This window comes from Roseofilum acuticapitatum BLCC-M154, from assembly GCF_030068475.1.
Lineage (GTDB): Bacteria > Cyanobacteriota > Cyanobacteriia > Cyanobacteriales > Desertifilaceae > Roseofilum > Roseofilum acuticapitatum.
The window spans coordinates 130,097-156,041 of the sequence record NZ_JAQOSP010000006.1 but is presented as its reverse complement, the minus strand read 5'-3'; the positions used below and the strand labels follow the sequence as shown (position 1 = coordinate 156,041).

Here is a 25,945-nt window from a genome sequence, read left to right as displayed (position 1 = left end):
TCCTACAATAGACCCCGATAGCGGATAAACACTAAAATAACTGCCCATGAGCCTAAAGCGACTTTTAGAGCGACTAAGAGATTGAGGAAGGGAATAATGCCACCGCTCACCAGTGTCCCTAACTCTCCCTGGGGTAGCTCTATACCGACTAAAGTGATGGCGGCTAAGACAATAAAGACTAGAACGGAAATTTTTTCCCAGGTGGATGCCTTCCAACGTTCATAAACCTGTTCCATCCATTCGGAAGGGGAGGTAATAGCAATCAAACCGATCGCTGTTCCTCCAGCAACTCCAGCCGCAAAGCCTCCTCCGGGACTCAGATGTCCTCGGATGGCTAATTCGATACAGACTAAAGCGGAGATCGTTGCGCCTAAACGGGCTAAAACGATGGAGGGTTGATCGGTAAATTGGCGAACCAGGGTGGAAGGTTGCTCATTGGCTAATAGGAATTTTGCGCCCATAATGGCGATCGTAAATACGACTACTTCAAATATGGTGTCATAGAGCCGATTTCTAAAAATAATGCCCGAAACTGCATTGGGTACGCCACTATCTTGAACCACTAACTCCACTATGGAAACGTCTAAACTCTCTAGTGTGGGATTTTTCATCACCAACATTTTGACTAAAAAGGCAATTCCAGCTATCAAATAGAGCCATTTCATCCCTGTTTTTCCCCTCTCACTAAACATCCTTGGGCATGGATACACTGGTTACCCCACTGAGTAACTCAGTCTGCATGATCTCATAAAGTCGCTCGACGCGAATGGTCGTATGATAAGGCTTGGCTTCTTGATTGGCTGAAGTAGGAAGACAAGTGGCGTGAATTTCTTTATCCTTGAGGGCTTGATGTAAAGTGGCATCATCGTCATAGGGAACCACATCTAGCCGTACATAGTATTGATCTAAGGTCTGGCGCAACCCCTCCATTAAGGCTACAAATTGGGGATTTTCGCGATCGCCAGCTTCAGAAAGGATACCCAAACGCATCACCAAAGACGATCGCACGGCTACTGCATATAAGGTAATCGCCAACATTGTCCCCACCAAAGCCTCGGTTAAGGCCACATCTGCCCCTCCCAAAACGGCATAAACTAGGGCTGCGACTGCTCCCAAGATCCCCCGAATCACCAGAGCATGATAGGGATTTTTCTGAAGGACAACCAAACCTGCGGCTAAGGGCAATAGAGCGACAATTAAGAGTAAAGAGATATCACTCGTCATCATTCCCCCCACTGGAACAATAGGCTAAGACATATCCCAAAACCGTATTCCAAATGGCTAGAGAAATTATGCCCAATACCAGTAAGGGCCATTCTCTGGGAATTTTCAGCAGCAAACCGACAATCATACTCATGGAACCGAGGGTATCAGCGACGGAGAGACTATGGAGTTTAAAGAGAACGGAGCGATCGCCCAGTAAAGGCCAAGTGCCCCAAAACCAGAATACAATCCCCACGCCCATACAGATATAGCTCAAGGTGCTAATCATGCTTCCCCCACTCGTTTAATCACATGCGCTAATAACATTAAGGCCGCATTCCCTACACTTAAAATCAGCACGCCGACTACGCCAATCATCCAATCATCCCGTAATACAGAGACAATTAAGATCATCATCGACGTTTTGGTGGCGATACTGGCAAAGGCTAACATTTTCTGCCAAATATCCTCATCTTGGCAAGCTTCATATAAGGGGATTAATAGGGCAAAAATCATCAAAATCAAAATTATAGTCATCTACTTTTCCTCCGTCTTACCCAGTGAACTTCATACCATCCCCTAGCGTGATATTTAACCACAATGGTTTTAGGGGTAAAGGTAATTAAGAAAATATCTAAAAAGATTAGTCCCGGAGTCCGGTTGGGTTTGACTTGCTCTAGGGTGGTCTCTTCTTCATTATGGGGACTCACCATTAATTCGATCGCCTCTTTGTAAGCGATAGGAATAGCCACCAGAATCTCCCAGAGCGCATGTAACCAGTCTTTTAACACGGCTGGTGCAGTGGCCGATCGCGGTAAGATCAACGCCACCGCTATACCAATAATGATGTTGGGCAGGCTCAAATCGGAGGTGAGCAAAAACCAGATGGTCAGTCGTAGTATCAGATCGAGATATCCAATCATGCCCACACCATCCAGAAGAGTAACAGCAACATTAAGCTCATCATCCCCATGAGATGGTCAAACTGTTCTAGCATTCGAGGGAGTTTGACCGTTGAGTTGCGGAAGATCAGGAAGTAGGCGAGCCAACCGAGGGCGATGGTGGCCAGAGGTTTGACAATATTCCCTAGGGTATAGGCTTCATAGTAAACGACGTTTGCGCCTACGAGTCCCCCAATTAACACCACTATGGCTAACCAGAAGCCCATCGATTGTTTTTTATCCCCCTCTTTTGCGGGTTCATGGGGCAAAAAGATCAGTTTGGCAAAGGAAACGGCAGTTCCCAAAGCCGCAATATTCATGCCAATCACTTGCCAGGGCACGAGGTTTTTCATGGTTAGGACTTTTGCGCCAAACCCGGAGAGTAGGGGAAAACCGGAGATGGAGAAGCTCGCTAGAGCTAGGGCAATCCACAGGGAATTAGGAATGGGTTTATGGTGCAATTCTTTGAGATTTCGACTTGGCAAGTTTCCGCCAATCAGGAAGAGGGCTGATTTTACCAGTCCGTGGGTGAGGGCGTAGAAGCCTCCCACTTCAGGGGCTGCGAGGACAAAGCCCAATTGGGAAATGGTATGAAAGGCTAACATGCGTTTGATGTCTTTTTCAAAGACGGCATAGCCCACACCGAGCAGGGCAGTGCCCACGCCAAAGAAGCGCACAATGGGGTCAATGTCTTCTAACATGAGGGCGCAGCGTACTAGGGGAAAGACTCCGGTTTTGACTACGACTCCGGAGAGGAGGGCGGAAACGGGGGTTTCGGATTCGGAGTGGGTGAGGGGTAACCAGAGTCCGGAGACGAAGATGCCGCCTTTGGCGAGCAGTCCGAGGAAGATCAGGGCGATCGCCTCTGTGGGAGCATTGGTTAGGCCGGCAAAGGAAAAGGAGTTGTTAGCTTTATAGACGAGTATTGCTCCTACTAAGTAGAAGAGCATGGCTACATTGCTGACAAAGAGATAGCGTAATCCTACCCAGATGACGCGATCGCTTCTTGGATAAGCAATCAGCAGAAATGAGGCAATGCTAATCACTTCTAATGCCACATACACACTCATAAAGTCGGCACAGATAAAGACTGAGTTTACACTGCCTTGGAGAAGGGTAAGCTGGGTATAAAAGAAGGGACTTTTATTACTGCGCCAACAGTAGAGCAACACGGCCGCACAAACCAGGGCATTGGTTAAAATAAAGAACCCACTTTGCCGATCGGCCATCAGGGTAATGCCAAAACTATCTAATAGTTCTAGGTTGATGGGTTCGGGTTGCCGAAATAAAAATGTAACATAGGCTAATGAGACTAGGGTTACCCCAAAGGCTAAAAACCAATCAAGCCTCGGTAGGAGGTAAATCCCTAGTCCGACGATAAAGAAAAGAGCAAGCCAGGCGATCGTGAGAATGGTCATGGTGTATAGTTCTTTTCTATCGCCTTCGTTTCTAATGTGGGGTTATCTCGCGCCAGTTTCATCACTCCCACGAGCATCAGTGCCTGAATGGAGAAGCCAATAACAATGGCGGTTAAAATCACGGCTTGGGGAACTGGATCGGCATAATCAACGGTTTGGGTTGGATCGAGAATGGGGGTAAACAGCCCTTCTCGTGAGGCGATTAAGATGTAGTAGGCGATCACTCCGGTACTCATCACGTCCATGGAGATGATCTTCATGACTAGGTTCTTTTTCAGGATAATGCCGAAAAATCCCAGGATTAGGGTGATTAGGATACAGGCTTCTAACATCGACAGGGTTTAGGGGGTCATGGGGATGGATTATGCTCTGGAAAGCTTTTTAAAAGAATACACAATTTCGGGCGGTTGAAAACCATTAGTCTCTTAAAGGATCGCTAAGGAAAACCATTGGTTATCATCAATAGGTCTGGGGAATGAAAAAGAGTTTGCAAGAAGCAATCCATCGGGCGATCGCATTAGGCAGTTTGAGTGTCGATCAGATCCCGGTGGAGTTGTTGCCCGAAAATCAGCCTTTGGGCTATCAATCGCCGATCGCCCTTAAATTATCCACCTATAGCGATCGCCCCCCTCTAGATCGGGCACAGCAATGGCTGGATCTGCTCTCGCTGCAAGAAAACTTATCTGGGTTTTCCCTATCCCTGCGCTCTCCCGGTTGGATTCAATTTCATTACCGCGATCTGAGTTTAACCGAGCAACTGCAAACTCTGCTGGCAAGTCCCTTAAAACTCCCTCATCATCCCTGCTCCCTCGATCGCCATTCCCCAGAAGTGTTCACCTGGCAAGCTACCCACGCTCGCTGTTGTGCCCTCTTACGTCTAGGACAAAATCAGGGATTAATTCGTCTGGAGTCGTCTACATTCGAGATCCTAGAACCCGATCCGATTCCTTGGTTAGGGGGCGATCGCCACTTTTGCCTTTCTCACCCCAGCGAACATACCCTAATCCGCTCCCTCTTATACATTTGGGATAGCCTCAATGACGATCCGACTCCCTCCCGCTTCCTCTCCTTAACCCGAACCTTGAGTCAAGAGATCCTGAGATTTGACCAAAATTGCCGCATTTGGGGATCGACTTTAAAGGAAAATCCCTCCCTAGCTTTGAGTCGTTTAGCCTTAGTATCCCTGAGCCAAAAAACCCTAAAATCCTTACTAGAACAAGGATTAAGCCTGACTGCACCCCCAGAATTGTAATCCATTTGAGAGCCTGTCCCTATTCATCCGATCAAAAAAAATTCTTCAAGGGATGACAAACCCAAGGGAGTAGGTTATATTGGCTATCGTGTGAGGAGCGAACCAGTAAGGACACCGAGACGAAACACGGCCAGTCGTCGGTGTCCTTTCTGATTTAAATCTAAAATTAAATCGCTTCAAGGGAATAACCGGTAAAATTAACCCATAAATCCAGATCGCTCCTTGGTATCATGAGGGAAGTTTTGAAACGGAATTCCTGAATTATGGCAGCAGCAATTAAAAAAGGTTCAATGGTACGGGCTATCCAAGAACAGTTGGACAATTCCCTAGAAGCTTGTGCAAGCGATACCCGGTTTCCTCCCTACATTTTTGAAACCCAAGGCGAAATCATGGACATCAAAGGTGACTACGCTTTAGTCAAATTTGGCCAGGTTCCCACCCCCAACATTTGGCTGCGTTTGGATCAACTTGAGTTGTTCAACTAGCAAAAAAAGAGAATTGCCCATGTTAGAGCTACATCAATCGATCGCTCCCCGTGTCGGTATTATTGGGGCCGGAAAAGTTGGCAGCACTCTGGCGCAACGAATAGCAGAGAAAGACTTAGCTGACGTGGTTCTATTAGATGTGATCGAAGGAATGCCCCAGGCGATCGCCTTAGATCTGATGGAAGCACGGGGAGTAGAACGCCACGATCGCCAATTGATCGGCAGCAATGATTATGCTGATTTGGTCGATTGCGATATCGTGGTGATTACTGCCGGGAGACCGCGCACCCCCGGCATGACTCGCGAAGATTTAGTACAAGTTAATGCCAAAATAGTCAAATCTGCTGTGAAATCGGCGATCGCCCACTGTCCCCAAGCCATCTTTATCCTAGTCACCAATCCCCTAGATGTGATGACCTACTTGGCTTGGAAAGCCAGTGGACTCGATCCCAGTCGGGTGATGGGAATGGCAGGAGTCCTCGATTCTGCTAGATTCCAGACCTTTATCGCCTTTGAGTTAGGATGCTCCATCGCCGATATTCAGACCCTCGTACTCGGAGGCCATGGAGATTTGATGGTTCCCTTACCCCGCTTTTCCACCGTTCGCGGCATTCCCATTACCGAACTCATGGACACAGAAACCATCGATCGCCTCGTAGATCGTACCCGCAAAGGAGGAGCAGAAATCGTACAACTAATGAAAACCGGTGGCGCTTATTATGCTCCTGCCTCCTCCGTCTGTCTGATGGTCGAAGCCATGCTACACAATCAATCCCGCTTTATGCCCGTTGCCGGATATCTCCAAGGGCAATATGGCTTAAATGATATTTATATGGGCGTTCCCTGTCAATTAGGATACCAAGGAATCCAGCGTATCTTAGAATTGCCCCTAGAAGAAGCCGAAATCACCGCCCTCCATGAGTCCGCCAAAGCTGTCCGTAAGGGCTTAGAAATGGCAGAAAGCTTAGTTGGCTTTGATTAATCCAAAACCCCGTACCGTAGGGTGTGTTAGCGCCAGCGTAACGCACCCCAAACCCAACCCCCAAAACCCCGTAGGGTGTGTTAGCGCCAGCGTAACGCACCCAAACCCAACCCTACCAAGGATTACAATTATCCTCAGACTCCAACTCCATCGACCCCAACAACGTCCTCACAATCACACAACGCTGCGTATTCGCCACCGGTTTCGTCGGGTCATTCCCAAGAGGTACAGCCGCACCAATAATTAAATTGGTGTCAGGATCGGTTAAAGGATCTAAATTTCCATCTTGATCAAACACAATCGTTACCGGCCCTTGATCGCCCTTGGGTTGAGGGTAAGTATCTTGGGTAATGTTTTCATCTAGTTTATTCTTAGAACCATCATTGTCGTCTGCACTACTTGGCTCATTAACTAACAGATTCGTAAATAACAAGATCTGGTCTCCAGAAACTCCCTGATCTGACCCCAAATTTTCCCACTCTTGATCCGTTAAATCATCCGCCCTACGATCCTTTTTATGAACCGCTACTTGGGGAATCCCTTCATCAGTCACTCGCACACTCACGCTCTGGGCCAGTTTTGTACTCCTGGCCTTTTGTTGTGCCTCCCGTAGCGCCAAAGATACACCATCGTTGACCGCAGCGACCCGTTGTTGGCGCACAAAACCCAACCAACTGGGAGTGGCGATCGCACTTAAAATGGCAATCATGGCCACAACAACAATTAACTCCAGTAGCGTGAACCCCTGTTCACCTTTACAATCATTTTGTCCAGCCTGGAGCCGATAGAGCCAAGTTCTACCCCATTGCTTTTGATGTTGTCCAACTTTCCGATTCATATCCACTTCCCCTAAAATACCTCTATCATTGTTATAATGGTTAGTTTACTCTTCCCCTGATTTTGGTTTGAATACTTGTCGTCGGGAAAAAGAAGGAAATGCGATCGTTGTTAGGAACATACTTATCTGGATCAGTCGGACTAATTCTAGCTAAAGCATTTCCTCGAATATAAATCTGAGCCACTCCTGCCTCGGAATCTACACAGGCAAAAAAGCTATCCGTCTTAAACGCAGCCGGAAAACCCGCCGCACCGTAATTCGGACTTTGCCAAGGTTCATCAGTACCTGTAGGAGCAGGAGTAGGCTCTTTTTTGTTTGGAAAAGCATCCTGACAATTCACAGCATTCGGAAAAGTCTCAGGAGTAATATCAGCTAATGTTGTATGGTCAATATGATCGACTAAAACTTGTATCGGCGTTTTACTCAAGTCAAATGCTGTAGCTGTTTTCTGCCATTTATTCATCTTCTCATGTATGCTATCCCCAGATATCGAGAGGTCGAAATTGGCATATCCAGGACTAGGATTAAGATCATAAGCCACGCCATTAATTGTCCCATCTTGAGGATTTCCACCGGTATCCACAATCCCATCCCGAAGCTCAACCCGACTAATCCGCATTGCATTCGACCAAGTATTACTAGGATTAGCCTTACTCAGATAATAGACCACTAGAGCATAGACTTGATAATCTTGCTCATTCGGATTGCCATTAGGTAAATTGACTAATTGTCCAACTCTTCTACTCGTTGGGTTTGCTGTAACCGTAACATTCAAATCTTTATCTAAAAACTTGCGTTTCCAAAAGGCTAGTATCGGCAGTCCTTCCCCATTATCGATGACGGGAATTTGGCTACAACTAGCTGGAGGTGTATAAGAACCTGGTGACACAGGACTACTACACTCGGTTGTACTATAATTACCCGAAATCGCCCTTAATCCCTCGCCATCATAGATATAAACTGCCGTCTCTAAATCTCGGCGGATATAATCGGCCGCCCCTTGAATATCTTGCTGAGTTGCTGACTGCGCTTGCTCATTGCGGTCTTTGGTGAGGATATCCACCATAAACCCCAGCAAGCTACTAATCATAATCGAGGCAACCACCAAAGCCACCAACAGCTCAATCAAGGTAAACCCTTGATTTCTGCGCCCCTTACGACGGCTTTTTAATAAAGCATTCAGTAACATAAACATCAGTATTGCCCCTAAACCTATTGAACCCTTGCCATTGCATTGGGTAGGGGCGAAAAATTTTTCGCCCCTACTTGATATGATTAACCCCCTCCTCCATAGCGAGTAGTAAAGCTATCGATACTATCGCTATCGCCTTGAATTTCTGTGGTCATTTCCAACAACGGTGCTTTCACATTCAAGCTTGTTCCAGAAGCACGCTGTTGAACTCCATCTGTAGCCATAGTTAAGAGTTGACCATTATCCTTTAAGGCATCTGCTCGGTATACCCGAATTCCTAAGAGATAACCTTGCTCCAATTGTTTTGAATCAGTTGCTAGAACTGCCGGAGCATCTGTTTTTATTTTGACACTACGATAGGCTTGGACAATGAAATCATTGGGACTGCTGGCTTGACATCCTGCTGTTTCATCACCATTGAAGCAGTACAAACTGACATTAGTAGTAGACACGGCTTTAGCACTACCAAGTGCTTCATTTTTACAGTATCCCCCTGTTGGGGTATCACAGGCCGGTAAAGTAATAGCTGGAGCAGCAGCTTGGGAAAAAGCTGCTCGTCGCGACTGAAATTGTCCTCCGTTATTTTCTTGCAAATCTACAAAGGTATGGGGGGGGTCAATGCTGCCCGCTCGCACACCATCAATATAGAAGCGAGCCGCTTGTGTTGCCAGCTCTACCCGCCGTGCTTGAATCCGGGTAGCCGTTGCCAGGACAATCACCGGGGCGATTCCCACTAACATAATCGTCAGGATGACGACGGCAACCAAGGATTCAATCAGTGTAAAGCCAGACTCACCCTTGGGCGGGGAGGAATGGGGGTGGGGTTTTCGGAGTATAGGTTTCATCGGTTCACCTCGTAAGGGTTAGGGTTCATTAATTATGGGCTTATTGGCAGGCAGGAGGCCGTTGATCTTCAGAGATGGCATATTTATAAGAGACGGCAGCATTATTAGCGATCGTCACGTCCTTATCATAGGCATCAGGAGCATCCTCGTACCCACCGCCTTGAGTGACTGTTTTAGTTGCATCTGTGGGGTCAACGCGCTTGTCGGGTTGAGCAGCACAGAGGAGGGTTTGTACCCATTTATCATCCCGTTTCACTTCCCGATAGAATTCATTGGGAGGAGTATCATCCTTGATGGCAAACCGTTGGGCAAACAAGTCAGGTGCTTGGGTTAACAGAGCCACATCAAACCCCCAAGAACGGTTAGGTGGATCATAGTAGGGAAGTAATCCACTGTTGTTGTCAGCTCGGTAGGCTTGAACTTCATCAAATGGGCCAGTTCGTTCGTCGTACGTGAACTCTAGAGGATCGTCCTTCAACAATACCCAAAAAGGAGCTGTTCCATAAGTGCTGCGTCCATTTTGAATAAATGAACCACTGATCTTGGCATTCACCTCTTTCCAACTTTCTAGAAATCGGGGGAAGTTTGCCAAAGCCCCATTTACTTCACCCGGTCTTCCTGGAGAGTCTCCTGCTACAAACACCAAGTTGAATTGAGTCTCTTGTGCATGTTGTACCCAACTGGTTGTATTGGACATTATGTCATCATTAGTGGGGTTAAAACTTCCAGGATTTCTGTCAGTCCAACGAAGTTGCACGACAGGAATGAGCAAGGGTTGCTCATCAGTGGCTGTGAGTGAGTTTAAGTAGGCTAAGGGCTTATTGCTCTCATATTCCCAAGATCCTGTTGGGTCACTTGAGTTGTCTGTGGTTCGGAACCACAGAGCATCACTTGCAGCCGTTGGCAGTCCAGTTACTGGGGTGATGTTTGATCCAGTTACAATTCCTTGGTCTATGAAAGCGGTAAGAATTGTATTGGCGAGTCCTGTAGAAAGAAAAAGTTCAATTTCACCATCATCATCTTGGATAGCACTGGCAGAAGTATTTGTATAGGAAAAGTATTTAATGAAACCATTGCTGTCAACACCTAAAGCAATAGGGGTTTGAGTGGTTTCATCTAAAATTAGCTCATTTTTGTCATTTCTCAAAAAGGCAATACGGCGAGGGTAGCGCTGTATCTCAGCTTCTGTTTTTCCTAGTAGAGTACTTAACGTAGTTTTATCCAATTGAGCGGATGTTGATAACGGAGTCTTACCTTGTAAGTTCATATAGCTATGCAGCTTGCTAAGGGAAGATTCCTCGATAGAATTAGGATCGGATATGATTAAATCTGATTCACTGATGTCATTATCATTGGTGTCACCATCATCATTTAAGTCTAGTACGATCGCTGATTCACTGATGTCAGTATCATTGGTGTCACCATCACCATTTAAGTCTATCCCTGATTCACTGATGTCAGTATCATCTGTGTCACCATCACCATTCCAGTCTAGTACGATCGCTGATTCACTGATGTCAGTATCATTGGTGTCACCATTACCATTTAAGTCTATTCCGAAAGTAAAAGTATCATCAGTATCACCATCGCCATTCAGGTCATACTGATCTCCGGCTGGTCTATCGATAGGAATATGCCAATCCTGCGGTTCGCACTCAGAGACGGGAAGTTTTTCGCAAATTTCCATCACATACTCTGGGAATGTGGCTCGGCGCTGGATGGGAGTGACAAAATTGTTGAAGTAGGAGCTAAAGGGTTTAGTCCCAGTAGAGCTGGTGTAATCTCCATCACTGGGATAGTCACGGTTGGTGACGAAGCCATTGGTAAAGAAGCCATTTTTGCGACGTTTAGCGATGGAACGACCATCTCCTTGGTTGTTATTGAGGTCATAGTCTGCATCACTGCGATTTCCAAACTCAAAGTTGTCGGAGAGCAGCGTTAAGGAATCGGAAAAAACAGTGGCGCTGCGCCAAGTATCTCCATCACCAGTACAACCTGGTTGATCTTTGCGACAAGCAAAGCTGCCATTCAAACCGGTACGGCTATAGAAGTTACTATAGTTTGCTGTCAAATCATCTGTAAACTCTTCCCCAGCACTATGTAAGTTGAAGTCTCCTTTGATGTAGACGGGCAAGTTGGTGGCGAGGATAAACCCTTTTTCTTCAGGTCGGTAGTCGTTTGTTGTTCCCCGGTTCAGTTGACTACCGTTGATCAGAACAATACCATTGGGACGGCGGGTGGGGTCGAGCTTGTAGTCTGTGCCACTTTGATCTAAGTCGGGTTCCGAACCGTTATCCACGTTATGATCGAATGTGGCAGTCCCATCTTTGACCCAAGTGGTTTGATCGGGAAGGGCATCTTCGCGTGTGGCATAGATGAGTCCACTATTGGGAAGGAGATACTCTTGAGGATCGTTAAAGGTTCCTCTTCTTTTTTGCCTCAATAGATCGAGATCGATTTGAGTGGCACGAATTTCTAAGGGATACCGTTCTTCGATGGGAAGATCGTAGCGACCACTTAATGATTCTGTAATCCATCCTGTTTCTGTTGTCTCAATACCAGCACCACCTGAGTTTACATAAACAGATTGACTAGCGTCTGTCGAAACTTTAATTTGTGTCGAGGTGGCATCCTCGGTTACAATTCCCCGCACAATTTTGGGGACATTTTTCCCTGTCGTCTGATCATAGGCTTCTATGGTGACAATATCATCCTTCTTGAAGTAAGGTTCATCCATAGCCTGTTTCAGGGTATAAGTTACTGGATTTGTTCCAGTGCTACTTTCAATTTCTAAGCTATGAACATCATTGGCTTTAATCTGCCGGGCATCGAGGAAGGTGACTTCTTTGATAGCATCCTCTGGGATATCGCTACTGACTGAGCCACCATTATTCATAATCAGGGTCGCACAAATGGCAGCATCAACGGCAGTTTGTTCGGCAAGGGTGCGATCCGTTGAAGATGCGGAGGTGCTTTTGTCTAAAGCAGAAGCAAGTAAGGGATTGACGAGGCGATCGCCTAATACCTTACTCCCATCCTGATACACAACTCCGGGATAGCGCAGTGCCGCTTGATATTGTAAGAGACTTATATTAAACGCATTATCATTCCAACTGTAAACTGTGCCGTTGTTTGAGTTGGCTGTATCGGTTGGATCGTAATAGTTGGCTACGCAAGCAAGGGGGGTTTGATTTGTTGGGTTCCCACTGTCATCTTCTGGGTAGTCGTTATCTGCGAAAGCGCTATTACTGTGGTGATAAACGACTGATGCTCGCATCCTTAGATAAGGGCGAGTGGTATTATTTGCTGAATCTACGGAAACAGAAGCGGTTGTGGGGTCATTATCATGGTCAAACACAACCTCCGGATGGTTCTTAGCCACTGGGAAATAATCGGGCCAGATAATGATATTTTTACCTGGCTCTTCGTCGTCTGCAGTAGGTGCAGTTGTATTGCTATTGGCTCCCGGCAAATAAATCCCCGCACCGGTAATGACTCTTAAGCCACCCACGTTATCAAATTTATCATTGGGAGTAGTGGCTGCATCAATTTCCCACTGTCCATCGCGGGCAGTGTCTCCTAAATCGGGTAAGCTGACTACTTGTGAATCTCTGGTGCGTTGAACCGTTGAATTTCCAGGAGTCTCATTGATGGGTTGAGATGCTGTTGACCACTTTTTACCGGTCACTTCTTGATCGATTAATTCACCGGAGATAAAGACACCTTCAGTCCCATCCCTGTAGATGGTTAAGGGTAAGTTATTGCCGACGTTAACGCGATCGCCAATTTGCAACTCTTTCCCCTCTCGCTCTCGTGGATTCGTTGCAGGAATTTGATCGAGATCTAAAGTGAGTGTTCTACTACCATCTTTATTCTTGACATAAGTTGTTGCATTGTTCGATGGGTCAACCGGAAACATCCATTGGTGGGGGGGACGCAAGGGTTTAAGTCCGGTTTTATCTGCTGTCTCTGAATCATGGGAAAGAGCAAAAAAGGTTTTAGCATCCGTGTTATTTCCAATCGAATCCAAATACCCATCTTGAGGATTATCATCTAGTTGTACAGGAATGGTGACGGTGGCATCTGGAATGAATTTGGCATTATCTCCTGGTTGGACTTCCAAAAAGGGCACGTAGCGAGTCCGTTCCCTGAAGTAGTTTCTAAAGAATTGTTTTTTTTCATTAGTGGTGAGGCCATCTATCTCTTCTTTCAGGTCGTCTGAAAGATCGTTTGATTGCAGTTGCATGGCTGCATTCACCAGATAAGCAATGCGCTGGTTATAGGCATTGTTGTTATAGGTGACATCTTGTCCCCCAGAGGATGTTGTTGTTTTAGTGTTTTTCCCAAATTGGTTTTTCACCTTATTTGGGTCATTTCCTTCTCCATTAAACAGGTGGATCTCGTCTACTGGCGGTTTATCTGATGTCTCATTATACTGAGCTGCTCCGACATTCCCTCCGACATTGATTTTGCTACTTTCTTCATCGTAAAAGCAAGAATTTTTACCACTAACCAAATAGAAGTAGGTATTACCCTTGTTGTTTTGCTTACCTACCATTAAATTACTATTAGTAATCATTCGTCCATTGAAGCGTTGTTCCGTCCCTGACAATAGTAATAAGTCATCTTGGTAGACTACGGCATTGTTCGCTAAAGGAATTCGGCTCCAGTCTTGTTGATATTCCAGAGCAGAAAATCCTTTAGTTCCCCCAGGAAAGAGTTCATAGTCATTGGCATTATTAGCATTTAGACCGGTGGGTAGTCCGCCATTTGCATCTGGGCCAATGGGTACGGTGGCTGCATACACAAAGAAGGCTTTTTTGATTTTTTGCTCGTTGGGTAACTTAAACCAGTCCGAGTCACCAACTAAGCTGGCTCCCCCTCCTGTGTTATTGGCACATGCAGAGCTACTCGCCCCTTCCATGGGCAGATTCCGCGCTTCTAGGGGGTTGCGAGCGCGGGTAAATCCTCCCCCTGAAGTGGTGGGGTTGCGGAAGAGAATGGTATAGAGGGTGTAACTGTCGAATTTCCCGTTATTGTCTGTATCAACTGGGAATTTCCAGGCAGTGTTTACGGTTTCTCGACATTTATAATCCCGTGCTGTTTTTGCCTGTTCATCTTCTTCTCCTGTTTTACTGTCATCATTTGGGCAAGAATCGCTATCACTCTTGATGTTATAGGCTAACTTCAGAGGCACTTCATCCCCAAAGGTATAGTTTTCAATGCGACTGCCTAGATCTCCAAATTCAGTTGTAAAGGCGCTATCTGATGGAGTTCCCCTAGGTAGCGTGTCACCTTCAAAAACAGCAACTATCTTGGCTTTGGCTCTATCCAAGGCTGGCGCTGTGGCATTTAAGGTGGCTTCATTCACCCGGAAGTTTTGGGCGTTTTTGGCGCGGTCGGTGGAGCGCAGCAACATGGCTAGGGTGAGCAGGGAGACGACGAGCATCACCATGGTGACGGTGGGGAGGACGAAGCCTGCTTGTTGCCCCCGACCGACACGGAAGAGGCCACCTAATCCTCGTTTGAGGAAACGGGAGAGCGATCCAATTAGGGTTCGCCCTAGGTTGAGGAAACTATTCCGGAGATGTCTGAGTAGGCGTTGGATAGACATAGAAACTGTCCTAGATGTGGAAGATAGATGCGATACAAGCCCTGATTGGGGTGACCACTAGGGTGGGTTGAAGTTGAGAAGAAGGGGAGATTCTTGCGAGGTGATAGCGAGCAAGATGCTCGCACTCCTCGGTTGGGTTAAGAAGGATGAAGAATCGGTATTTAGGGATTCTCTTTTCTGTCTTAACAAATTTTTCGGTTGACTATCAACTGTGAATTTACTGTTGATGTGGGGTTTGCTGCTGGAATGGTTAGTTAGCAGCAAGGTGGGCACTGCCCACCCTACCCCTACTACCCTAAGTTTAGGTTACCCAGGGGGGAAGGAGAAATTAATAGCTAGAAATTAAAAGCGTTGGGGGGGCGGGTTTCGCTACGCGACATGAATACAGAGTTAATGTTGGGTGTCCTATATTTGGGTAAAACCCGCCCCTACAGGATGTTAGGTCTGTTGCTAAGGTTAATTATTTTAGGGGGTTTGGAGACCAAACCCCTATGGGTTCGACTGAATTAATAGTGGTTGAGGTTGATTCCGGCTTCTTTGGCCATGGCTTGGATGCCTTTGGTTTCTAGGGTTTTGATGGCTTTGGTGGAGAGTTTGAGTTTGACCCACCGGTTGCCTTCGGGCCACCAGACGCGCTTGCTCTGAAGGTTGACTTCTTGGCGTTTTTTGGTGCGTCTGTGGGAGTGGGAGATGGCGAAGCCGTTGTTGGCTTTTTTCTTGGTGAGTTGACAGGTACGGGACATGGGTTACCTCTTTTTTTTGCTGCAATCTCCTATTGTACCGCGATGGGCTGGGGAATGAGTAATGAGTGGTGAGTGGTGAGTGGTGAGTTATGGGTTATGAGTGGTCAGTGGTAAGTTATGAGTGGTGAGTAATGAGTGGTGAGTAATGAGTGGTGAGTAATGAGTGGTGAGTGGTGAGTTATGAGTAATGAGTGGTGAGTAATGAGTGGTGAGTAATGAGTGGTGAGTGGTGAGTTATGAGTAATGAGTGGTGAGTTATGAGTGGTGAGTGGTGAGTTATGAGTAATGAGTGGTGAGTGGTGAGTTATGAGTAATGAGTGGTGAGTAAATAAGCGAGCAAGATGCTCGCACTCCTCCCCATCTCCCCATCCCCCCACCTCCCCATTCTCCTATTCCTCCTGGTTCATGAGGCGATCGATTTCGTCTTGGTATTCGGGGGGGGCGAGGGTGGTGGCGCTGGCGAAGAGGGGTTTGGCTTGGTCGGGTTTGCCTTGGCGTTGGAGAACGATCGCCTTTCCTAAAAGGGGACGAAAGTCGGTATCATTGTCTTCGATGGCTTGGTCGTAGACGGCGATCGCCTCTTCATACCGTTCTAAGTCGGCATACACGCGCCCTAACAGGAGTTTAACGGAGGCGGTATCGATGGTTCCGGCTTTAATTTCATTGGCTGCGGTGGCTTTTTTGAGGGTTTCTTCTAATACCCCGATCGCCGCTTGGGGATTCTTTTGTTGCAGTTGTAGATCTACTAAGCCTTGTAAAACGGTCATTTCTCCGGGTTTTTCCGTTAAGATTTGGCGATAGATTTGTGCAGCGCTGTCGGGGTCTCCGGTGTAATTCTTGGCTTCGGCTAAGAGAATACGATATTGGAGATCTTGGGGGTTAAGTTGGACTAATTTTTCTAAGGGGGCGATCGCGCCAGCAATATCCCGTAATTCTAAGCGCACATCCAACAATCCTCGCAACACACTTTGATTTTCCGGTTCTCGCTCTAAGACGAGCTGATATCCCCGTTCCTGAGCTTCTAACTTTGCCTGTCGCGATTCAACTGCTGGAGTGGGAGCAGGGTTAGAACCCACGGAAGTAGAAGCGCGGAAAGCTTCAGTTAAGGGAGGAATGGTGGAAACCCCTAACAGAGCGACCACCGCTAAAATCAAAATGGCATTGATTACCCAACTACTACGCTTAATCGTCACTCCAGATCCCTCAAACTCTTCTAAATTATTGTAGGGGAATGGGGGATGGGGGTGTAAGGAGATGGGGAGATGGGGAGATGGGGAGATGGGGAAATATGGAAATAGTGCGGATTTAGTCGGTCGGGGCTTGCATAGAGGAATGGGAAATCCAACCCTTGTTATAATAGGCTTTTCGTAAAAGATCTCCCTCAGCTTTATGCTGGGCTTCTTGAGTGAAAAGATCTATCTCCTATCCAGCCCTCACCCCTTGATCGAGCATGTATTCTTCTATCTCTGCATCTTCTTCCTTATACTCAGAGCAGTCATTTCAACCGATTCCTGCTCCCTCTGAACCCTTACAATATCGAGCGATTGGTTTAATTCGAGGCCGGTATTATGCCGGAGATCATTTAACTCAGGGGACGCTTGTGGCCTCAGATGGCACGGAAATTGATGCGGTTTTACTGGGTCGGATGATGAGTTTACTGAAAAAACATTTAGATTTGGATGTGGAACATCTTTGGGTGGTTTATCCTCGCACGCGGGAAAAAGAGGAAAATTTACATATGCAGATTGTGGGCGTTTGGGAACCGGAAACCCTGGATTCACCACAATTGGCTGACCAGAGTTTGCACCCGCTAATGGGGGATAATTACTTTTCTATTCGTGGAGAAGTGATATTTCATTCTTCAGAAACAGGCGTAGTGAAAGTGAAAATTAATCAAGCCCCGCGCAAGAAAGGGGAAAAACCGCGATCGTTTAAGCTGACGCTGAAAGGGACTTTAATGGGTAAAGCCCTACACCATTTTTGGGAATTTCATGTGGTGAGAGAGGGATCGGATTTGGTGATTCAGGAGGCTCTATGTATTGCACCCGTGCCTAGAGACCCCAGATCGCGATCGCCTCGGTCTATGAGTCGTCCGCGAAGATCGGGTCATTTTAAGCCCCGGAGTGTGGGCACTCCTAAACCGATTTTGTCGAGTTCTGGATCGCCGCGTCCCCAGATTCAGAAAAATATTCACCGCAAACCGACCCCAGAAGGTTAAGGGGATGGCGATCGCCATTTGTCCGGGATTTCATCCATCTTCTTTAACGGATGAGTTTCTGAAAGCAGTCGATCTACCGCTTCCTCCGGTTATATCTACGGGAAAACCCGTAGATAGTAGAAGTTTGTTTGAGAATTGGGTGGAAGCCTGGGGAAATCCCGGAGGTCTGGATCGTAAAATTACGGTCATTAGCTATAGTGCGGGAGGCGTGGGGGCGATCGCCGCTTGTTGGCTTTGGCATCAAGCCGGGGGCGAAATTCAAGCCTTGATTGCTCTGGATGCTTGGGGAGTGGTGTTAACGGGGCCCTTTCCCATTTATCGCGTCAGTCATGATTATTTTACCCATTGCAGTTCTAGCCTATTGGGAACAGGAAATGGGGGATTTTATGCCGATCCAGGGGTCGATCACTGGGAATTATGGCGATCGCCGGATCGGGCGATCGGTTACGGTCAAATCTACGGTCAAACCTTGTGGCAAAAGATGACAGCCAGTGAATTTGTGCGATCGTTGTGTGTGGGGTAGGCAAGTAGGAAAACAAGCGCAGACAAGGGAAGAAAGAGCAGAGATCGATTACCAAAGGGGCAAAATGGGGGTAATACTTTCCTGATTAGATGACGATACCTTACTCCAATTTTCAGAACTCACATCTTCAGAATCAAGGGTTTTGACCAAAGTCATCTGTTCAGGATCAATAATTTCAGAGGAACCATCCCATTCATTTTCTTGCTTTCCAGAGGCGATCGCCGGACTAAACCAAACCAAAGCCGTACTCCCACTAGCCCCTAAAATAACCGCTAAGGGAACAAACTCACTTTTGACCACTTTTACAATCGGAATACAAATCGCTAACATCGCCACCGCACAGGGCCAAATGATCGCAGTAGCAGCAATTTTTGCCCCTCGACCTCCTGAATGGCGTTCCACTCGATGAACTTGCTTAACCATGGACTGAATCTCCAATTAAGGGAATAGATAAACGACTTGCTTGCTCAACAGAAAATCGCTCTACTCAAAGGGTATACTATAGCAGTTTCCTCTCGAAGAGATCCCCCTACTTCATCTTCCATGACCCGTGATTTTCCCTCTCTTCGCTCCCCCAACCGTTTACTGACAGTCGAGCGCCGGATCGATCGCTTCGTAGCTCTAGGGTTCCTGGTCGCTGCTCTCATACTATTTATGATTAATTTAGGAGGAGTCCCCTTAAGAGATTGGGATGAAGGAACCATTGCCCAAGTTGCCCGCAATATCAGCCGCTCTCCCAGTTGGGAAGGTTGGTTATTTCCCACCTTATCCGGATTACCCTATTTTAATAAACCGCCCCTAGTCCATTGGTTGATTGCCCTAATGTATCAATCCGTAGGAGTCAGTGAATGGGCGACTCGTTTACCTTCGGCGCTGCTGAGTGCGATCGCCGTTCCCCTCTTTTATAGTCTCAGTTTAGAATTATTTCGCCAACGACTCCCCGCCCTTTTTTCCACCCTGATTTATTTAACCTTACTACCCGTAGTTCGCCATGGCCGGTTAGCCATGTTAGATGGGCCGGTTCTATGTTTTTTACTGCTCACGATCCTCTTTACTCTCAAAGCAAGGCGCAATGTCCGCTATAGTCTGGGTGTGGGCTTAGGGTTAGGTTTAATTGCTTTGACTAAAAGTATTTTAGCTCTGTTGTTGGGCGCGATCGCCCTCCTTTTTTTAGCCTGGGATACTCCCCGTTTACTCAAGTCTAGCTATTTGTGGCTAGGCATCATCTTCGGTCTCATTCCAGTAACCCTTTGGTATAGCCTACAACTACTCCATTATGGCAATCCCTTTTTAGAAACCGGATTAGTTCATCAATCCTTAAGTCGTATTTGGCAATCCGTAGAAAACCGTTCGGGCCCCCCATGGTATTATCTACTAGAAATTCTCAAACTATCCCTTCCCTGGCTATTGATGTTTATTCCCGGTCTAAGATTAGCCTGGCAACATCAAAGCTTGAGTTGGGGAAAATTGGTTTTAGTCTGGGGAGGACTTTATTTTACCGCCATTTCTATGATGAGTACCAAGTTACCTTGGTATGTTCTCCCTTTATATCCCGCCTTAGCTTTAGCCGGTGGAGCGCAACTGAGTCAATTTTGGCAGGCCTATTCCCAAGGCATTCCCCGATTAAAAGGGCAGTGGATTAAAGCCTTAACCTGGAGTTTTTACACTTTAGCTCTCGTGGCTTGGGGCGCTACTCTATATGTTATGGCTGCTCAACGGGTTTCCAGTTGGATGATTCCCGCACTTTTTGCCTCAATTGCTGTTACCTTGACCGTCGTTAGCCTTTTATTTCAACAAAGAGATTATCAGTTTATTGGCATTTTGGCATGGGGATCTTATGTCTCTTTGCTGCTCTTGATGGCTTCCCCGGTTTGGGTTTGGGAGCTTCAGGAAGGATTTGCAGTTAAACCTGTGGCTGAAGTCCTGATTGCCCATACTCCCCTTCAACAACCCATTATGACAAACTATCCGTATGGCCGTCCTTCTCTAGATTTTTATAGCGATCGCCGCCTAATTCCCGCTAACTTCGACCAAATTTTACAAACTTGGTCTCAATATCCCCAACCCTATCTCCTTTTAGATCGACAGGGATTAGAAGCACTCGAAGCTCGCTTTCCCCAACAAGTCCAACGGTTAGGAGAGGCAGAAGGCTGGACATTAGTGACCAAACTTTCAGGCGTTTCTCTTTAAAATTAAAGTTCTAATTCCCGATGTAGCGATCGCATCATCTCACTGCCCTCTTCCATCCAATGGGGTATGGTATTCTCTGCCGGTTTCAGCCGTTCCATAGCAGCTAGAGCAAAACTAAACAGAACAATACTAACCATTACTGTAATCCAATACGGAGGAGCCGCACTGCCAAAATCTCTCATTACCCTAGCTAAGGGATGACTTTGGCGGCGCAATAACTGACTGGAAATAAAGGGTTTCAATATGAATGGATCGCGCACATAATGGCCGCTCTTACTCACCACTAATCGCTGATGACAATGGGGACAGATATACAATCCACTCTTAAACTGTCCTAACGGTAAGACCTGGACTCGATGACAGATGGGGCAAGTCGGGGAATGACTCTCAAAATTAAATGTATCTGCATTCATTGCACTTATGCGTTGAAAACCCTTTTTATTCTACCCCAGACTTAGGGAGAAATCAGGTTAAGAATCCTTACTCTTTTGAAGCGGTCTCCAGATTAGCTGTGTTCTGGAGTCTTTTTCCTGTATTTCTCCCTTGAACCCCAATTCACGGGCGTGGATTCAGGATGTGTGATTGCCCATTGGTCGATCCGGAACGAGGTGCAAAGGTCTATTCTGGGGCGTTATCTTCCCCTCCAATTTGCTTCAGATGAATATGTTTGCGACCCAAAGAAATTTCAAACTCATCACCGGGTTTCAGGGACATCTGCTTGGTATAGGCTGCACCAATGAGTAAGTTCCCATTGGATTGCACACTAATTCGATAGCTGGCACTGCGTCCACCCCGACCATTGGATGAGTTTTTCCCATCCAGCTCAATTCCTTCTGCATCGATCAATGCATTGAGGAATTTCATCATATTCACCCGCTCTACCCCACTCTTGGTGAAGGTACAGTAGCCACATTCTTTTGCTTTCTCCTCTTTGCTCAGGTGTTCTAGCTCTTTAACCTTGCTGACTAACTCTTGACCGACTAGAGGCTTCATTTTTTCTTTTTTACTCATCACTTAACGACTCAATTTAGAACTGTTTTCAGTTTAACTGATATTTGCCGAAAAAAAAACGGGTTTTCTTTCTACCGGCTAGTAACAATATATTACAACACCTTGAACAAAAGTTCACCCATGTCACAATACAATCGTGACCTTTAGCCAGCCCCTCCTAACTGAGGTATGGTTAGTGATTCGATCCAGGTCATAACCGACCGAATACCCTTGATAGATTGCCCTGACGATGAAGTTGACAACCCGTGGCCATTATAGTGTTAAGGCGCTCTTAGATTTAACCTTACAACCGGGCTATGGCCCATCATCTGTACAGGCGATCGCCACTCGTCAAGATATCTCGGCTGCCTATTTAGAAAAACTGCTGATCCAACTGCGAGAAGCCGGTCTAGTTTATTCGGTTCGAGGGGCCCAAGGAGGCTATGGTTTAGCCCATAAACCCGCCTATATTTCTTTGGGGCAAATTCTCGAAGCGGTTGGTGAAAGCTTGCCCTCTCTGGCTGATTCTCCTCCCGATAGCAATCAAGTGGAAGACTGGGTAACCTATAGTTTATGGAATCGCCTGCATCAAAAACTTAAAGAATCCCTGTATACTATTTCTCTACAAGATCTGTATTTTGATGCTCGCAGTTGGCAAGCGAGCCAAGGAGAAGCCAGTAATTTTGTGGTTTAGTTGAAAAAGTTATGCTCTTCTTCTGGCCCCAGATGAGTTTAGCGATCGCCTCAATTCTGGATTTTATCATCGGCGATCCTTGGGATTGGCCCCATCCCGTTCAACTCATGGGAAAATTGATCCATCAGGGAACAGAGTTTATCTTCAAATTCTGCCACTCTCCCCAAAGCCAACGGTGGGCAGGAGTTATCTTAGGTCTTACCGTGATAGGCCTGACTGCCCTAGTTAGTGATAGAATCATCCGGTTGGCTATGGCTCTCCATCCGCTCCTAGGAATAGGGATCGAAAGCATCCTTTTAGCCAGTTGTTTTGCCGGAAGAAGCTTACACAATGCTGCCCTAGATGTCCTCAAGCCTCTACAAGCCGGAGATCTCGACACCGCTCGTCAAAAGCTGAGTTTGTATGTGGGTCGAGATACGGACAACCTAGATGAAGCAGAAATCCTCCGGGCCCTCTTGGAAACGATCGCTGAAAATGCCATTGATGGTGTGACAGCGCCCCTATTTTATGCTATTTTAGGCAGTCTAATTCCTGGTTTAGGGCCACTCCCTCTGGCCATGGGCTATAAAGCCGCCAGTACCTTAGATTCTATGATTGGCTATCGAGAACTCCCCTACTTATATATGGGTTGGTTTAGTGCCAAATTGGAAGACTTGCTCACCTGGTTACCCTGTCGCTTAACGGCGATCGCTCTGGGCCTATTATCCGGTCAATTTAAAAAAGTTTGGGCCCTATGTCAACGGGATGCAATCCATGACCCTAGTCCCAATTCTGGATGGAGTGAATGTGTCTATGCCGCCATTCTAGGGGTTCAATTAGGGGGAGTCAATACTTATCGAGGAAGGATCAAAATCAAACCTCCTTTAGGCGATCCGATCTACCCCATTACCCCCAGTTCGATTCACCAAGCCCTAACCCTAACCCGCTCTTGTTTTTTAGTCTGGTTAGCAGTAGGGATTGCTTTAGGATTACTCTTATCCCAATTCTAGGATTAGGCCGTTGATGCTCCTGGCTTTTTTCAGGCAGATCCTTGATAATCAAAACATCCCTCTGACTCAACTTACTCCCATTCTTTCGTCTCTCGGTGCAATCATGACGGCTCAAATTGTTGAAATTCTGGATGCTGACGAAATTCGTCGCACTTTAACCCGGTTAGCTTGCCAAATTATTGAAAAATCCGGGGAATTATCTCAAATTGTACTCCTGGGTATCCACACCCGTGGAGTGCCCTTAGCCTATTTAATTGCTGAACAAATTACCTTGCTTGAACAAACCCCTATTGCGGTGGGTGCATTGGATGTGACGTTTTATCGAGATGACTTGGATCAAATTGGGGTGAGAACGCCAGCAAAGACAGAAATTCCCCTGGATTTATCGGGGAAAACGGTGGTTTTAGTGGATGATGTGATCTACAAAGGGCGAACGATTCGAGCAGCCCTGAATGCGGTGAGTGATTATGGGAGACCAGCAGAAATTTGGTTGGTGGTGTTGGTGGATAGGGGCCATCGAGAGTTACCGATTCACCCGGATTTTACGGGGAAACAGTTGCCGACTTCTAGGGAGGAACAGGTGAAGGTTTATTTAAAAGAGGTGGATGGCCGGGATGCTGTGGAGTTACAGCGCTTTGTTCTGTAAACCAGGGGCGAAAAATAGTTGACTCCACTAAAATAAATGGTAGGTAGTCTATGGTAAAGGGTTATGGAAGTTGGTTTAGAGGCTCTGTTAAGCGATCGCCACTTAGAAGCAACACAAACGAGTCAGCAACGGCAGTTATCGATGTCGATATCGGCGATCGCACCAGAAACGGGAGTGCAGAATCTACGGTTAAATTTATGCTTAATTCTCGATCGCAGTGGCTCGATGGCGGGTCAACCGTTGAAAACGGTGAAACAGGCCGCCATTAAGGTGATTGAACGTTTGCAGGAGGGCGATCACCTGTCGGTCATTGCTTTTAATCATCATGCAGAAGTCTTAATTGCTAATCAAGAGATCGACGATCGCAAGCCATTGACGAAGCTCATTGAGCGCCTCGAAGCTGATGGAGGAACCTCTATTGATGAAGGGATGCGTTTAGGGATTGAAGAAATTGCGAAAGGGAAACAGGATGCGGTGTCTCAGGTTTTCTTGCTGACGGATGGGGAAAATGAACATGGGGATAACGATCGCTGTTTGAAATTGGCTAACTTAGCGACAGAGTATAAATTAACGATTAATACTCTGGGATTTGGGGCCCATTGGAATCAGGATATCTTGGAAAAATTAGCGGATGCTGGGGGCGGAACTCTGTCCTATATCGAACACCCAGAAGAGGCGATTAGTGCCTTTTCTCGACTGTTTGACCGGGTGCAGTCTGTGGGCTTAACCAACGCTTTCCTGAAGTTATCTTTTAATCCGGCCGTGCGTTTGGCGGAACTGAAACCTGTTGCCCAAGTCTCTCCTGATACTATAGAGTTGTCCGTACAAACGGAGGCGGATGGGGTGAGGGTCAGGTTAGGGGATTTGATGAAGGATCAGCCTAGGGTAGTGTTGGCAAATTTATATATCGGTCAGGTGTCGATTGGGGAACAGGCGATCGCCACCGTGCAAGTGATTTATGATAACCCATCATTAGGTGCAGAGGGGCTAGAGTCTTCCCCCGTGGAAGTCACCGCTACCGTGACCGAGGAATATCAACCGCGAACCGATCCTCAAGTGCAGTCCCATATGCTCACCCTAGCTAAATATCGGCAAACCCAAATTGCGGAAACGAAATTAAAAGCAGGCGATCGCCAAGGAGCAGCAACATTGTTACAAACGGCCGCAAAAACGGCCTTGCAAATGGGCGATCGTAATGCTGCTACTATCCTCCAAGAAAGTGCCACCCGTCTCCAAGCTGGGGATGAACTCTCCGAGCAAGAGCGCAAAAAAACTCGTATTGCCTCAAAAACTCGTTTGGGTTAAACAGCACTTGCGTCCCTACTGATATTGTTTTTAAGCTTAGGCTGACAAATCATCTCCCCGCAAAGCAGCTTGTGTGGCCCTTTGACTCACTTCCTGATATAGGCTGTTCAAGTAAGTCATTAACTGTTTAGATTCGCTGATTTTGGTGCGCTCACTGATAATTGGCCCTAGGAGATCTAACACGGTTTCTGAAGTTCCTAGGGGAGCAATGACGACTAGGGACGACTCTAACTGGCGATCGTAGTGCCAGAACTGGTCTAGAGCAACCTGGGGATAGGTCAAGGGTGGGGGTTCATTGCTGGCGTTTTCTGCCGAAATCCCCCGCTTTTCCCGCAGGGCAGAGATGATGTCATCCTTGCTTTTGCCGCGCAATTGAAACAGAACAAAGGGATCGGCTCCGAAGCGATCGCCCAATAAATAATACACAGCCGCAATATGCTTACAAGGATTGGCCTTATCGGGACAACTACAGCGAGAATGAACTTCACCTAGAGTAAATGGAAATAAACTTAACCCATTAGCCGCAAATACCGATTCAATATTATCCGGCATTTCTCCCGCTAACAATTTGGCGACATAAATCGCTTTTTCCGATAAAGTCTCAATTACATGATCCCAATCTTCCGAGGTAAACGCATCTAACCAAATGGAAAGATGATAGGGTTCAGTATCACTACCTTGCACTTCTGCCACCACTTTTTGCTCTCGAAACTGAATGGATAACACATTCCCTTCCCGCGCATAGTTTCGCCCCCGCTCCAGTCGTTTTTTAAACCGATAAGAATTGAGCAAATCTAACCATTGCTGCGTCCACCATTCCCGCTCTATACCATATGAATTCATGTTTTCCTCCTGATTTTTTGAACATGATGATTGC

27 protein-coding genes are annotated in these 25,945 nt (G+C 46.7%); 10 read left to right on the top strand and 17 right to left on the bottom strand.

Annotation, left to right across the window (positions count from 1 at the left end; genetic code table 11):
* Positions 1 to 2 precede the first annotated feature (2 nt).
* Genes PMG71_RS01485 through PMG71_RS01455 form a run of 7 tightly spaced genes read right to left on the bottom strand, consistent with a single transcriptional unit; the run spans position 3 to position 3,894 of the window.
* Positions 3 to 665, bottom strand: a complete 663-nt coding sequence (locus PMG71_RS01485) for a Na(+)/H(+) antiporter subunit B (RefSeq protein ID WP_283751863.1) — start codon at positions 663 to 665, stop codon at positions 3 to 5.
* Positions 666 to 684: 19 nt separating this feature from the next.
* Positions 685 to 1,227 (bottom strand): DUF4040 domain-containing protein, encoded by a 543-nt coding sequence (locus PMG71_RS01480; RefSeq protein ID WP_283751862.1) that lies wholly within the window; start codon positions 1,225 to 1,227, stop codon positions 685 to 687.
* Positions 1,214 to 1,492, bottom strand: coding sequence for a monovalent cation/H(+) antiporter subunit G (locus PMG71_RS01475; RefSeq protein ID WP_283751861.1), 279 nt, complete (start codon positions 1,490 to 1,492; stop codon positions 1,214 to 1,216). Before PMG71_RS01475 ends, PMG71_RS01480 begins: the two co-directional genes overlap by 14 nt.
* Entirely contained in the window at positions 1,489 to 1,740 is a 252-nt protein-coding gene (locus tag PMG71_RS01470; RefSeq protein ID WP_283751860.1) for a hypothetical protein, read from the bottom strand. The genes PMG71_RS01475 and PMG71_RS01470 overlap by 4 nt, the downstream gene beginning before the upstream one ends.
* Positions 1,737 to 2,126 carry a hypothetical protein gene (locus tag PMG71_RS01465; protein ID WP_283751859.1) on the bottom strand — a complete coding sequence of 130 codons (390 nt, stop codon included), beginning with the start codon at positions 2,124 to 2,126 and terminating at the stop codon, positions 1,737 to 1,739. The genes PMG71_RS01470 and PMG71_RS01465 overlap by 4 nt, the downstream gene beginning before the upstream one ends.
* Positions 2,123 to 3,562 (bottom strand): cation:proton antiporter, encoded by a 1,440-nt coding sequence (locus PMG71_RS01460; RefSeq protein WP_283751858.1) that lies wholly within the window; start codon positions 3,560 to 3,562, stop codon positions 2,123 to 2,125. The genes PMG71_RS01465 and PMG71_RS01460 overlap by 4 nt, the downstream gene beginning before the upstream one ends.
* Entirely contained in the window at positions 3,559 to 3,894 is a 336-nt protein-coding gene (locus PMG71_RS01455; protein WP_283751857.1) for a cation:proton antiporter subunit C, read from the bottom strand. The genes PMG71_RS01460 and PMG71_RS01455 overlap by 4 nt, the downstream gene beginning before the upstream one ends.
* 143 nt (positions 3,895 to 4,037) lie before the next feature.
* On the opposite strand from PMG71_RS01455, the gene PMG71_RS01450 reads away from it, so the two are divergent.
* From PMG71_RS01450 to mdh, 3 genes are all read left to right on the top strand, one after another.
* Positions 4,038 to 4,814, top strand: coding sequence for a DALR anticodon-binding domain-containing protein (locus tag PMG71_RS01450; protein ID WP_283751856.1), 777 nt, complete (start codon positions 4,038 to 4,040; stop codon positions 4,812 to 4,814).
* A gap of 263 nt (positions 4,815 to 5,077) precedes the next feature.
* Positions 5,078 to 5,299: an NAD(P)H-quinone oxidoreductase subunit O gene (gene ndhO, locus PMG71_RS01445; RefSeq protein WP_283751855.1), complete on the top strand. Its 222-nt coding sequence runs from the start codon at positions 5,078 to 5,080 to the stop codon at positions 5,297 to 5,299.
* Between the two features lie 19 nt (positions 5,300 to 5,318).
* Positions 5,319 to 6,281, top strand: coding sequence for a malate dehydrogenase (mdh, locus tag PMG71_RS01440; RefSeq protein WP_283751854.1), 963 nt, complete (start codon positions 5,319 to 5,321; stop codon positions 6,279 to 6,281).
* A gap of 112 nt (positions 6,282 to 6,393) precedes the next feature.
* Here the strand turns inward: mdh and PMG71_RS01435 are convergent, their stop codons facing one another.
* The 6 genes from PMG71_RS01435 to PMG71_RS01410 all read right to left on the bottom strand — a co-directional run bounded on the left by PMG71_RS01435 (position 6,394) and on the right by PMG71_RS01410 (position 16,706).
* Positions 6,394 to 7,119, bottom strand: a complete 726-nt coding sequence (locus tag PMG71_RS01435; RefSeq protein WP_283751853.1) for a prepilin-type N-terminal cleavage/methylation domain-containing protein — start codon at positions 7,117 to 7,119, stop codon at positions 6,394 to 6,396.
* Between the two features lie 40 nt (positions 7,120 to 7,159).
* Positions 7,160 to 8,314, bottom strand: coding sequence for a hormogonium polysaccharide secretion pseudopilin HpsC (gene hpsC / locus PMG71_RS01430; RefSeq protein WP_283751852.1), 1,155 nt, complete (start codon positions 8,312 to 8,314; stop codon positions 7,160 to 7,162).
* Between the two features lie 80 nt (positions 8,315 to 8,394).
* A complete protein-coding gene (hpsB, locus tag PMG71_RS01425) occupies positions 8,395 to 9,156 on the bottom strand; it encodes a hormogonium polysaccharide secretion pseudopilin HpsB (protein WP_283751851.1) in 762 nt (253 codons plus the stop codon).
* A 40-nt stretch (positions 9,157 to 9,196) separates the two neighbouring features.
* Entirely contained in the window at positions 9,197 to 14,770 is a 5,574-nt protein-coding gene (gene hpsA, locus PMG71_RS01420; RefSeq protein ID WP_283751850.1) for a hormogonium polysaccharide biosynthesis protein HpsA, read from the bottom strand.
* A gap of 506 nt (positions 14,771 to 15,276) precedes the next feature.
* Positions 15,277 to 15,513 carry a 50S ribosomal protein L28 gene (gene rpmB, locus PMG71_RS01415; RefSeq protein WP_283751849.1) on the bottom strand — a complete coding sequence of 79 codons (237 nt, stop codon included), beginning with the start codon at positions 15,511 to 15,513 and terminating at the stop codon, positions 15,277 to 15,279.
* Positions 15,514 to 15,902: 389 nt separating this feature from the next.
* Entirely contained in the window at positions 15,903 to 16,706 is an 804-nt protein-coding gene (locus tag PMG71_RS01410; protein ID WP_283751848.1) for a tetratricopeptide repeat protein, read from the bottom strand.
* Between the two features lie 257 nt (positions 16,707 to 16,963).
* Between PMG71_RS01410 and PMG71_RS01405 the strand changes: the two genes are divergently transcribed.
* Both PMG71_RS01405 and PMG71_RS01400 read left to right on the top strand, forming a co-directional pair.
* The gene (locus tag PMG71_RS01405; protein ID WP_283751847.1) at positions 16,964 to 17,731 is read left to right on the top strand and encodes a hypothetical protein; all 768 of its coding nucleotides are present in this window, start codon (positions 16,964 to 16,966) and stop codon (positions 17,729 to 17,731) included.
* Positions 17,732 to 17,735: 4 nt separating this feature from the next.
* The gene (locus PMG71_RS01400) at positions 17,736 to 18,254 is read left to right on the top strand and encodes a hypothetical protein (RefSeq protein ID WP_283751846.1); all 519 of its coding nucleotides are present in this window, start codon (positions 17,736 to 17,738) and stop codon (positions 18,252 to 18,254) included.
* Positions 18,255 to 18,302: 48 nt separating this feature from the next.
* Here PMG71_RS01400 and PMG71_RS01395 read toward each other — a convergent pair whose 3' ends face one another.
* On the bottom strand, positions 18,303 to 18,677 hold the full coding sequence (locus PMG71_RS01395; RefSeq protein ID WP_283751845.1) for a hypothetical protein: 375 nt from the start codon (positions 18,675 to 18,677) through the stop codon (positions 18,303 to 18,305).
* Between the two features lie 120 nt (positions 18,678 to 18,797).
* Between PMG71_RS01395 and PMG71_RS01390 the strand changes: the two genes are divergently transcribed.
* The gene (locus PMG71_RS01390; protein ID WP_283751844.1) at positions 18,798 to 20,444 is read left to right on the top strand and encodes an ArnT family glycosyltransferase; all 1,647 of its coding nucleotides are present in this window, start codon (positions 18,798 to 18,800) and stop codon (positions 20,442 to 20,444) included.
* A 2-nt stretch (positions 20,445 to 20,446) separates the two neighbouring features.
* Here PMG71_RS01390 and PMG71_RS01385 read toward each other — a convergent pair whose 3' ends face one another.
* Positions 20,447 to 20,857 carry a hypothetical protein gene (locus tag PMG71_RS01385; protein WP_283751843.1) on the bottom strand — a complete coding sequence of 137 codons (411 nt, stop codon included), beginning with the start codon at positions 20,855 to 20,857 and terminating at the stop codon, positions 20,447 to 20,449.
* Positions 20,858 to 21,062: 205 nt separating this feature from the next.
* Positions 21,063 to 21,455 carry an AbrB family transcriptional regulator gene (locus PMG71_RS01380; protein WP_283751842.1) on the bottom strand — a complete coding sequence of 131 codons (393 nt, stop codon included), beginning with the start codon at positions 21,453 to 21,455 and terminating at the stop codon, positions 21,063 to 21,065.
* Between the two features lie 229 nt (positions 21,456 to 21,684).
* On the opposite strand from PMG71_RS01380, the gene PMG71_RS01375 reads away from it, so the two are divergent.
* The 4 genes from PMG71_RS01375 to PMG71_RS01360 all read left to right on the top strand — a co-directional run bounded on the left by PMG71_RS01375 (position 21,685) and on the right by PMG71_RS01360 (position 25,068).
* Complete coding sequence (locus PMG71_RS01375) at positions 21,685 to 22,128, top strand: Rrf2 family transcriptional regulator (protein ID WP_283751841.1); 444 nt, start codon at positions 21,685 to 21,687, stop codon at positions 22,126 to 22,128.
* A gap of 11 nt (positions 22,129 to 22,139) precedes the next feature.
* Positions 22,140 to 23,117, top strand: coding sequence for an adenosylcobinamide-phosphate synthase CbiB (gene cbiB / locus PMG71_RS01370; RefSeq protein ID WP_283751840.1), 978 nt, complete (start codon positions 22,140 to 22,142; stop codon positions 23,115 to 23,117).
* A gap of 103 nt (positions 23,118 to 23,220) precedes the next feature.
* On the top strand, positions 23,221 to 23,763 hold the full coding sequence (gene pyrR / locus PMG71_RS01365; RefSeq protein WP_283751839.1) for a bifunctional pyr operon transcriptional regulator/uracil phosphoribosyltransferase PyrR: 543 nt from the start codon (positions 23,221 to 23,223) through the stop codon (positions 23,761 to 23,763).
* 63 nt (positions 23,764 to 23,826) lie between these two features.
* Positions 23,827 to 25,068 (top strand): vWA domain-containing protein, encoded by a 1,242-nt coding sequence (locus PMG71_RS01360; RefSeq protein ID WP_283751838.1) that lies wholly within the window; start codon positions 23,827 to 23,829, stop codon positions 25,066 to 25,068.
* A gap of 36 nt (positions 25,069 to 25,104) precedes the next feature.
* Here PMG71_RS01360 and PMG71_RS01355 read toward each other — a convergent pair whose 3' ends face one another.
* A complete protein-coding gene (locus tag PMG71_RS01355; protein WP_283751837.1) occupies positions 25,105 to 25,911 on the bottom strand; it encodes an SWIM zinc finger family protein in 807 nt (268 codons plus the stop codon).
* Between the last annotated feature and the right edge of the window lie 34 nt (positions 25,912 to 25,945).

Coding starts and splice junctions, on each gene's coding strand:
- PMG71_RS01485 (WP_283751863.1), bottom strand. CDS start 665: ATGAAATGGCTCTATTTGATAGCTGGAATTGCCTTTTTAGTCAAAATG.
- PMG71_RS01480 (WP_283751862.1), bottom strand. CDS start 1,227: ATGATGACGAGTGATATCTCTTTACTCTTAATTGTCGCTCTATTGCCC.
- PMG71_RS01475 (WP_283751861.1), bottom strand. CDS start 1,492: ATGATTAGCACCTTGAGCTATATCTGTATGGGCGTGGGGATTGTATTC.
- PMG71_RS01470 (WP_283751860.1), bottom strand. CDS start 1,740: ATGACTATAATTTTGATTTTGATGATTTTTGCCCTATTAATCCCCTTA.
- PMG71_RS01465 (WP_283751859.1), bottom strand. CDS start 2,126: ATGATTGGATATCTCGATCTGATACTACGACTGACCATCTGGTTTTTG.
- PMG71_RS01460 (WP_283751858.1), bottom strand. CDS start 3,562: ATGACCATTCTCACGATCGCCTGGCTTGCTCTTTTCTTTATCGTCGGA.
- PMG71_RS01455 (WP_283751857.1), bottom strand. CDS start 3,894: ATGTTAGAAGCCTGTATCCTAATCACCCTAATCCTGGGATTTTTCGGC.
- PMG71_RS01450 (WP_283751856.1), top strand. CDS start 4,038: ATGAAAAAGAGTTTGCAAGAAGCAATCCATCGGGCGATCGCATTAGGC.
- ndhO (WP_283751855.1), top strand. CDS start 5,078: ATGGCAGCAGCAATTAAAAAAGGTTCAATGGTACGGGCTATCCAAGAA.
- mdh (WP_283751854.1), top strand. CDS start 5,319: ATGTTAGAGCTACATCAATCGATCGCTCCCCGTGTCGGTATTATTGGG.
- PMG71_RS01435 (WP_283751853.1), bottom strand. CDS start 7,119: ATGAATCGGAAAGTTGGACAACATCAAAAGCAATGGGGTAGAACTTGG.
- hpsC (WP_283751852.1), bottom strand. CDS start 8,314: ATGTTTATGTTACTGAATGCTTTATTAAAAAGCCGTCGTAAGGGGCGC.
- hpsB (WP_283751851.1), bottom strand. CDS start 9,156: ATGAAACCTATACTCCGAAAACCCCACCCCCATTCCTCCCCGCCCAAG.
- hpsA (WP_283751850.1), bottom strand. CDS start 14,770: ATGTCTATCCAACGCCTACTCAGACATCTCCGGAATAGTTTCCTCAAC.
- rpmB (WP_283751849.1), bottom strand. CDS start 15,513: ATGTCCCGTACCTGTCAACTCACCAAGAAAAAAGCCAACAACGGCTTC.
- PMG71_RS01405 (WP_283751847.1), top strand. CDS start 16,964: ATGTATTCTTCTATCTCTGCATCTTCTTCCTTATACTCAGAGCAGTCA.
- PMG71_RS01400 (WP_283751846.1), top strand. CDS start 17,736: ATGGCGATCGCCATTTGTCCGGGATTTCATCCATCTTCTTTAACGGAT.
- PMG71_RS01395 (WP_283751845.1), bottom strand. CDS start 18,677: ATGGTTAAGCAAGTTCATCGAGTGGAACGCCATTCAGGAGGTCGAGGG.
- PMG71_RS01390 (WP_283751844.1), top strand. CDS start 18,798: ATGACCCGTGATTTTCCCTCTCTTCGCTCCCCCAACCGTTTACTGACA.
- PMG71_RS01385 (WP_283751843.1), bottom strand. CDS start 20,857: ATGAATGCAGATACATTTAATTTTGAGAGTCATTCCCCGACTTGCCCC.
- PMG71_RS01380 (WP_283751842.1), bottom strand. CDS start 21,455: ATGAGTAAAAAAGAAAAAATGAAGCCTCTAGTCGGTCAAGAGTTAGTC.
- PMG71_RS01375 (WP_283751841.1), top strand. CDS start 21,685: ATGAAGTTGACAACCCGTGGCCATTATAGTGTTAAGGCGCTCTTAGAT.
- cbiB (WP_283751840.1), top strand. CDS start 22,140: ATGCTCTTCTTCTGGCCCCAGATGAGTTTAGCGATCGCCTCAATTCTG.
- pyrR (WP_283751839.1), top strand. CDS start 23,221: ATGACGGCTCAAATTGTTGAAATTCTGGATGCTGACGAAATTCGTCGC.
- PMG71_RS01360 (WP_283751838.1), top strand. CDS start 23,827: ATGGAAGTTGGTTTAGAGGCTCTGTTAAGCGATCGCCACTTAGAAGCA.
- PMG71_RS01355 (WP_283751837.1), bottom strand. CDS start 25,911: ATGAATTCATATGGTATAGAGCGGGAATGGTGGACGCAGCAATGGTTA.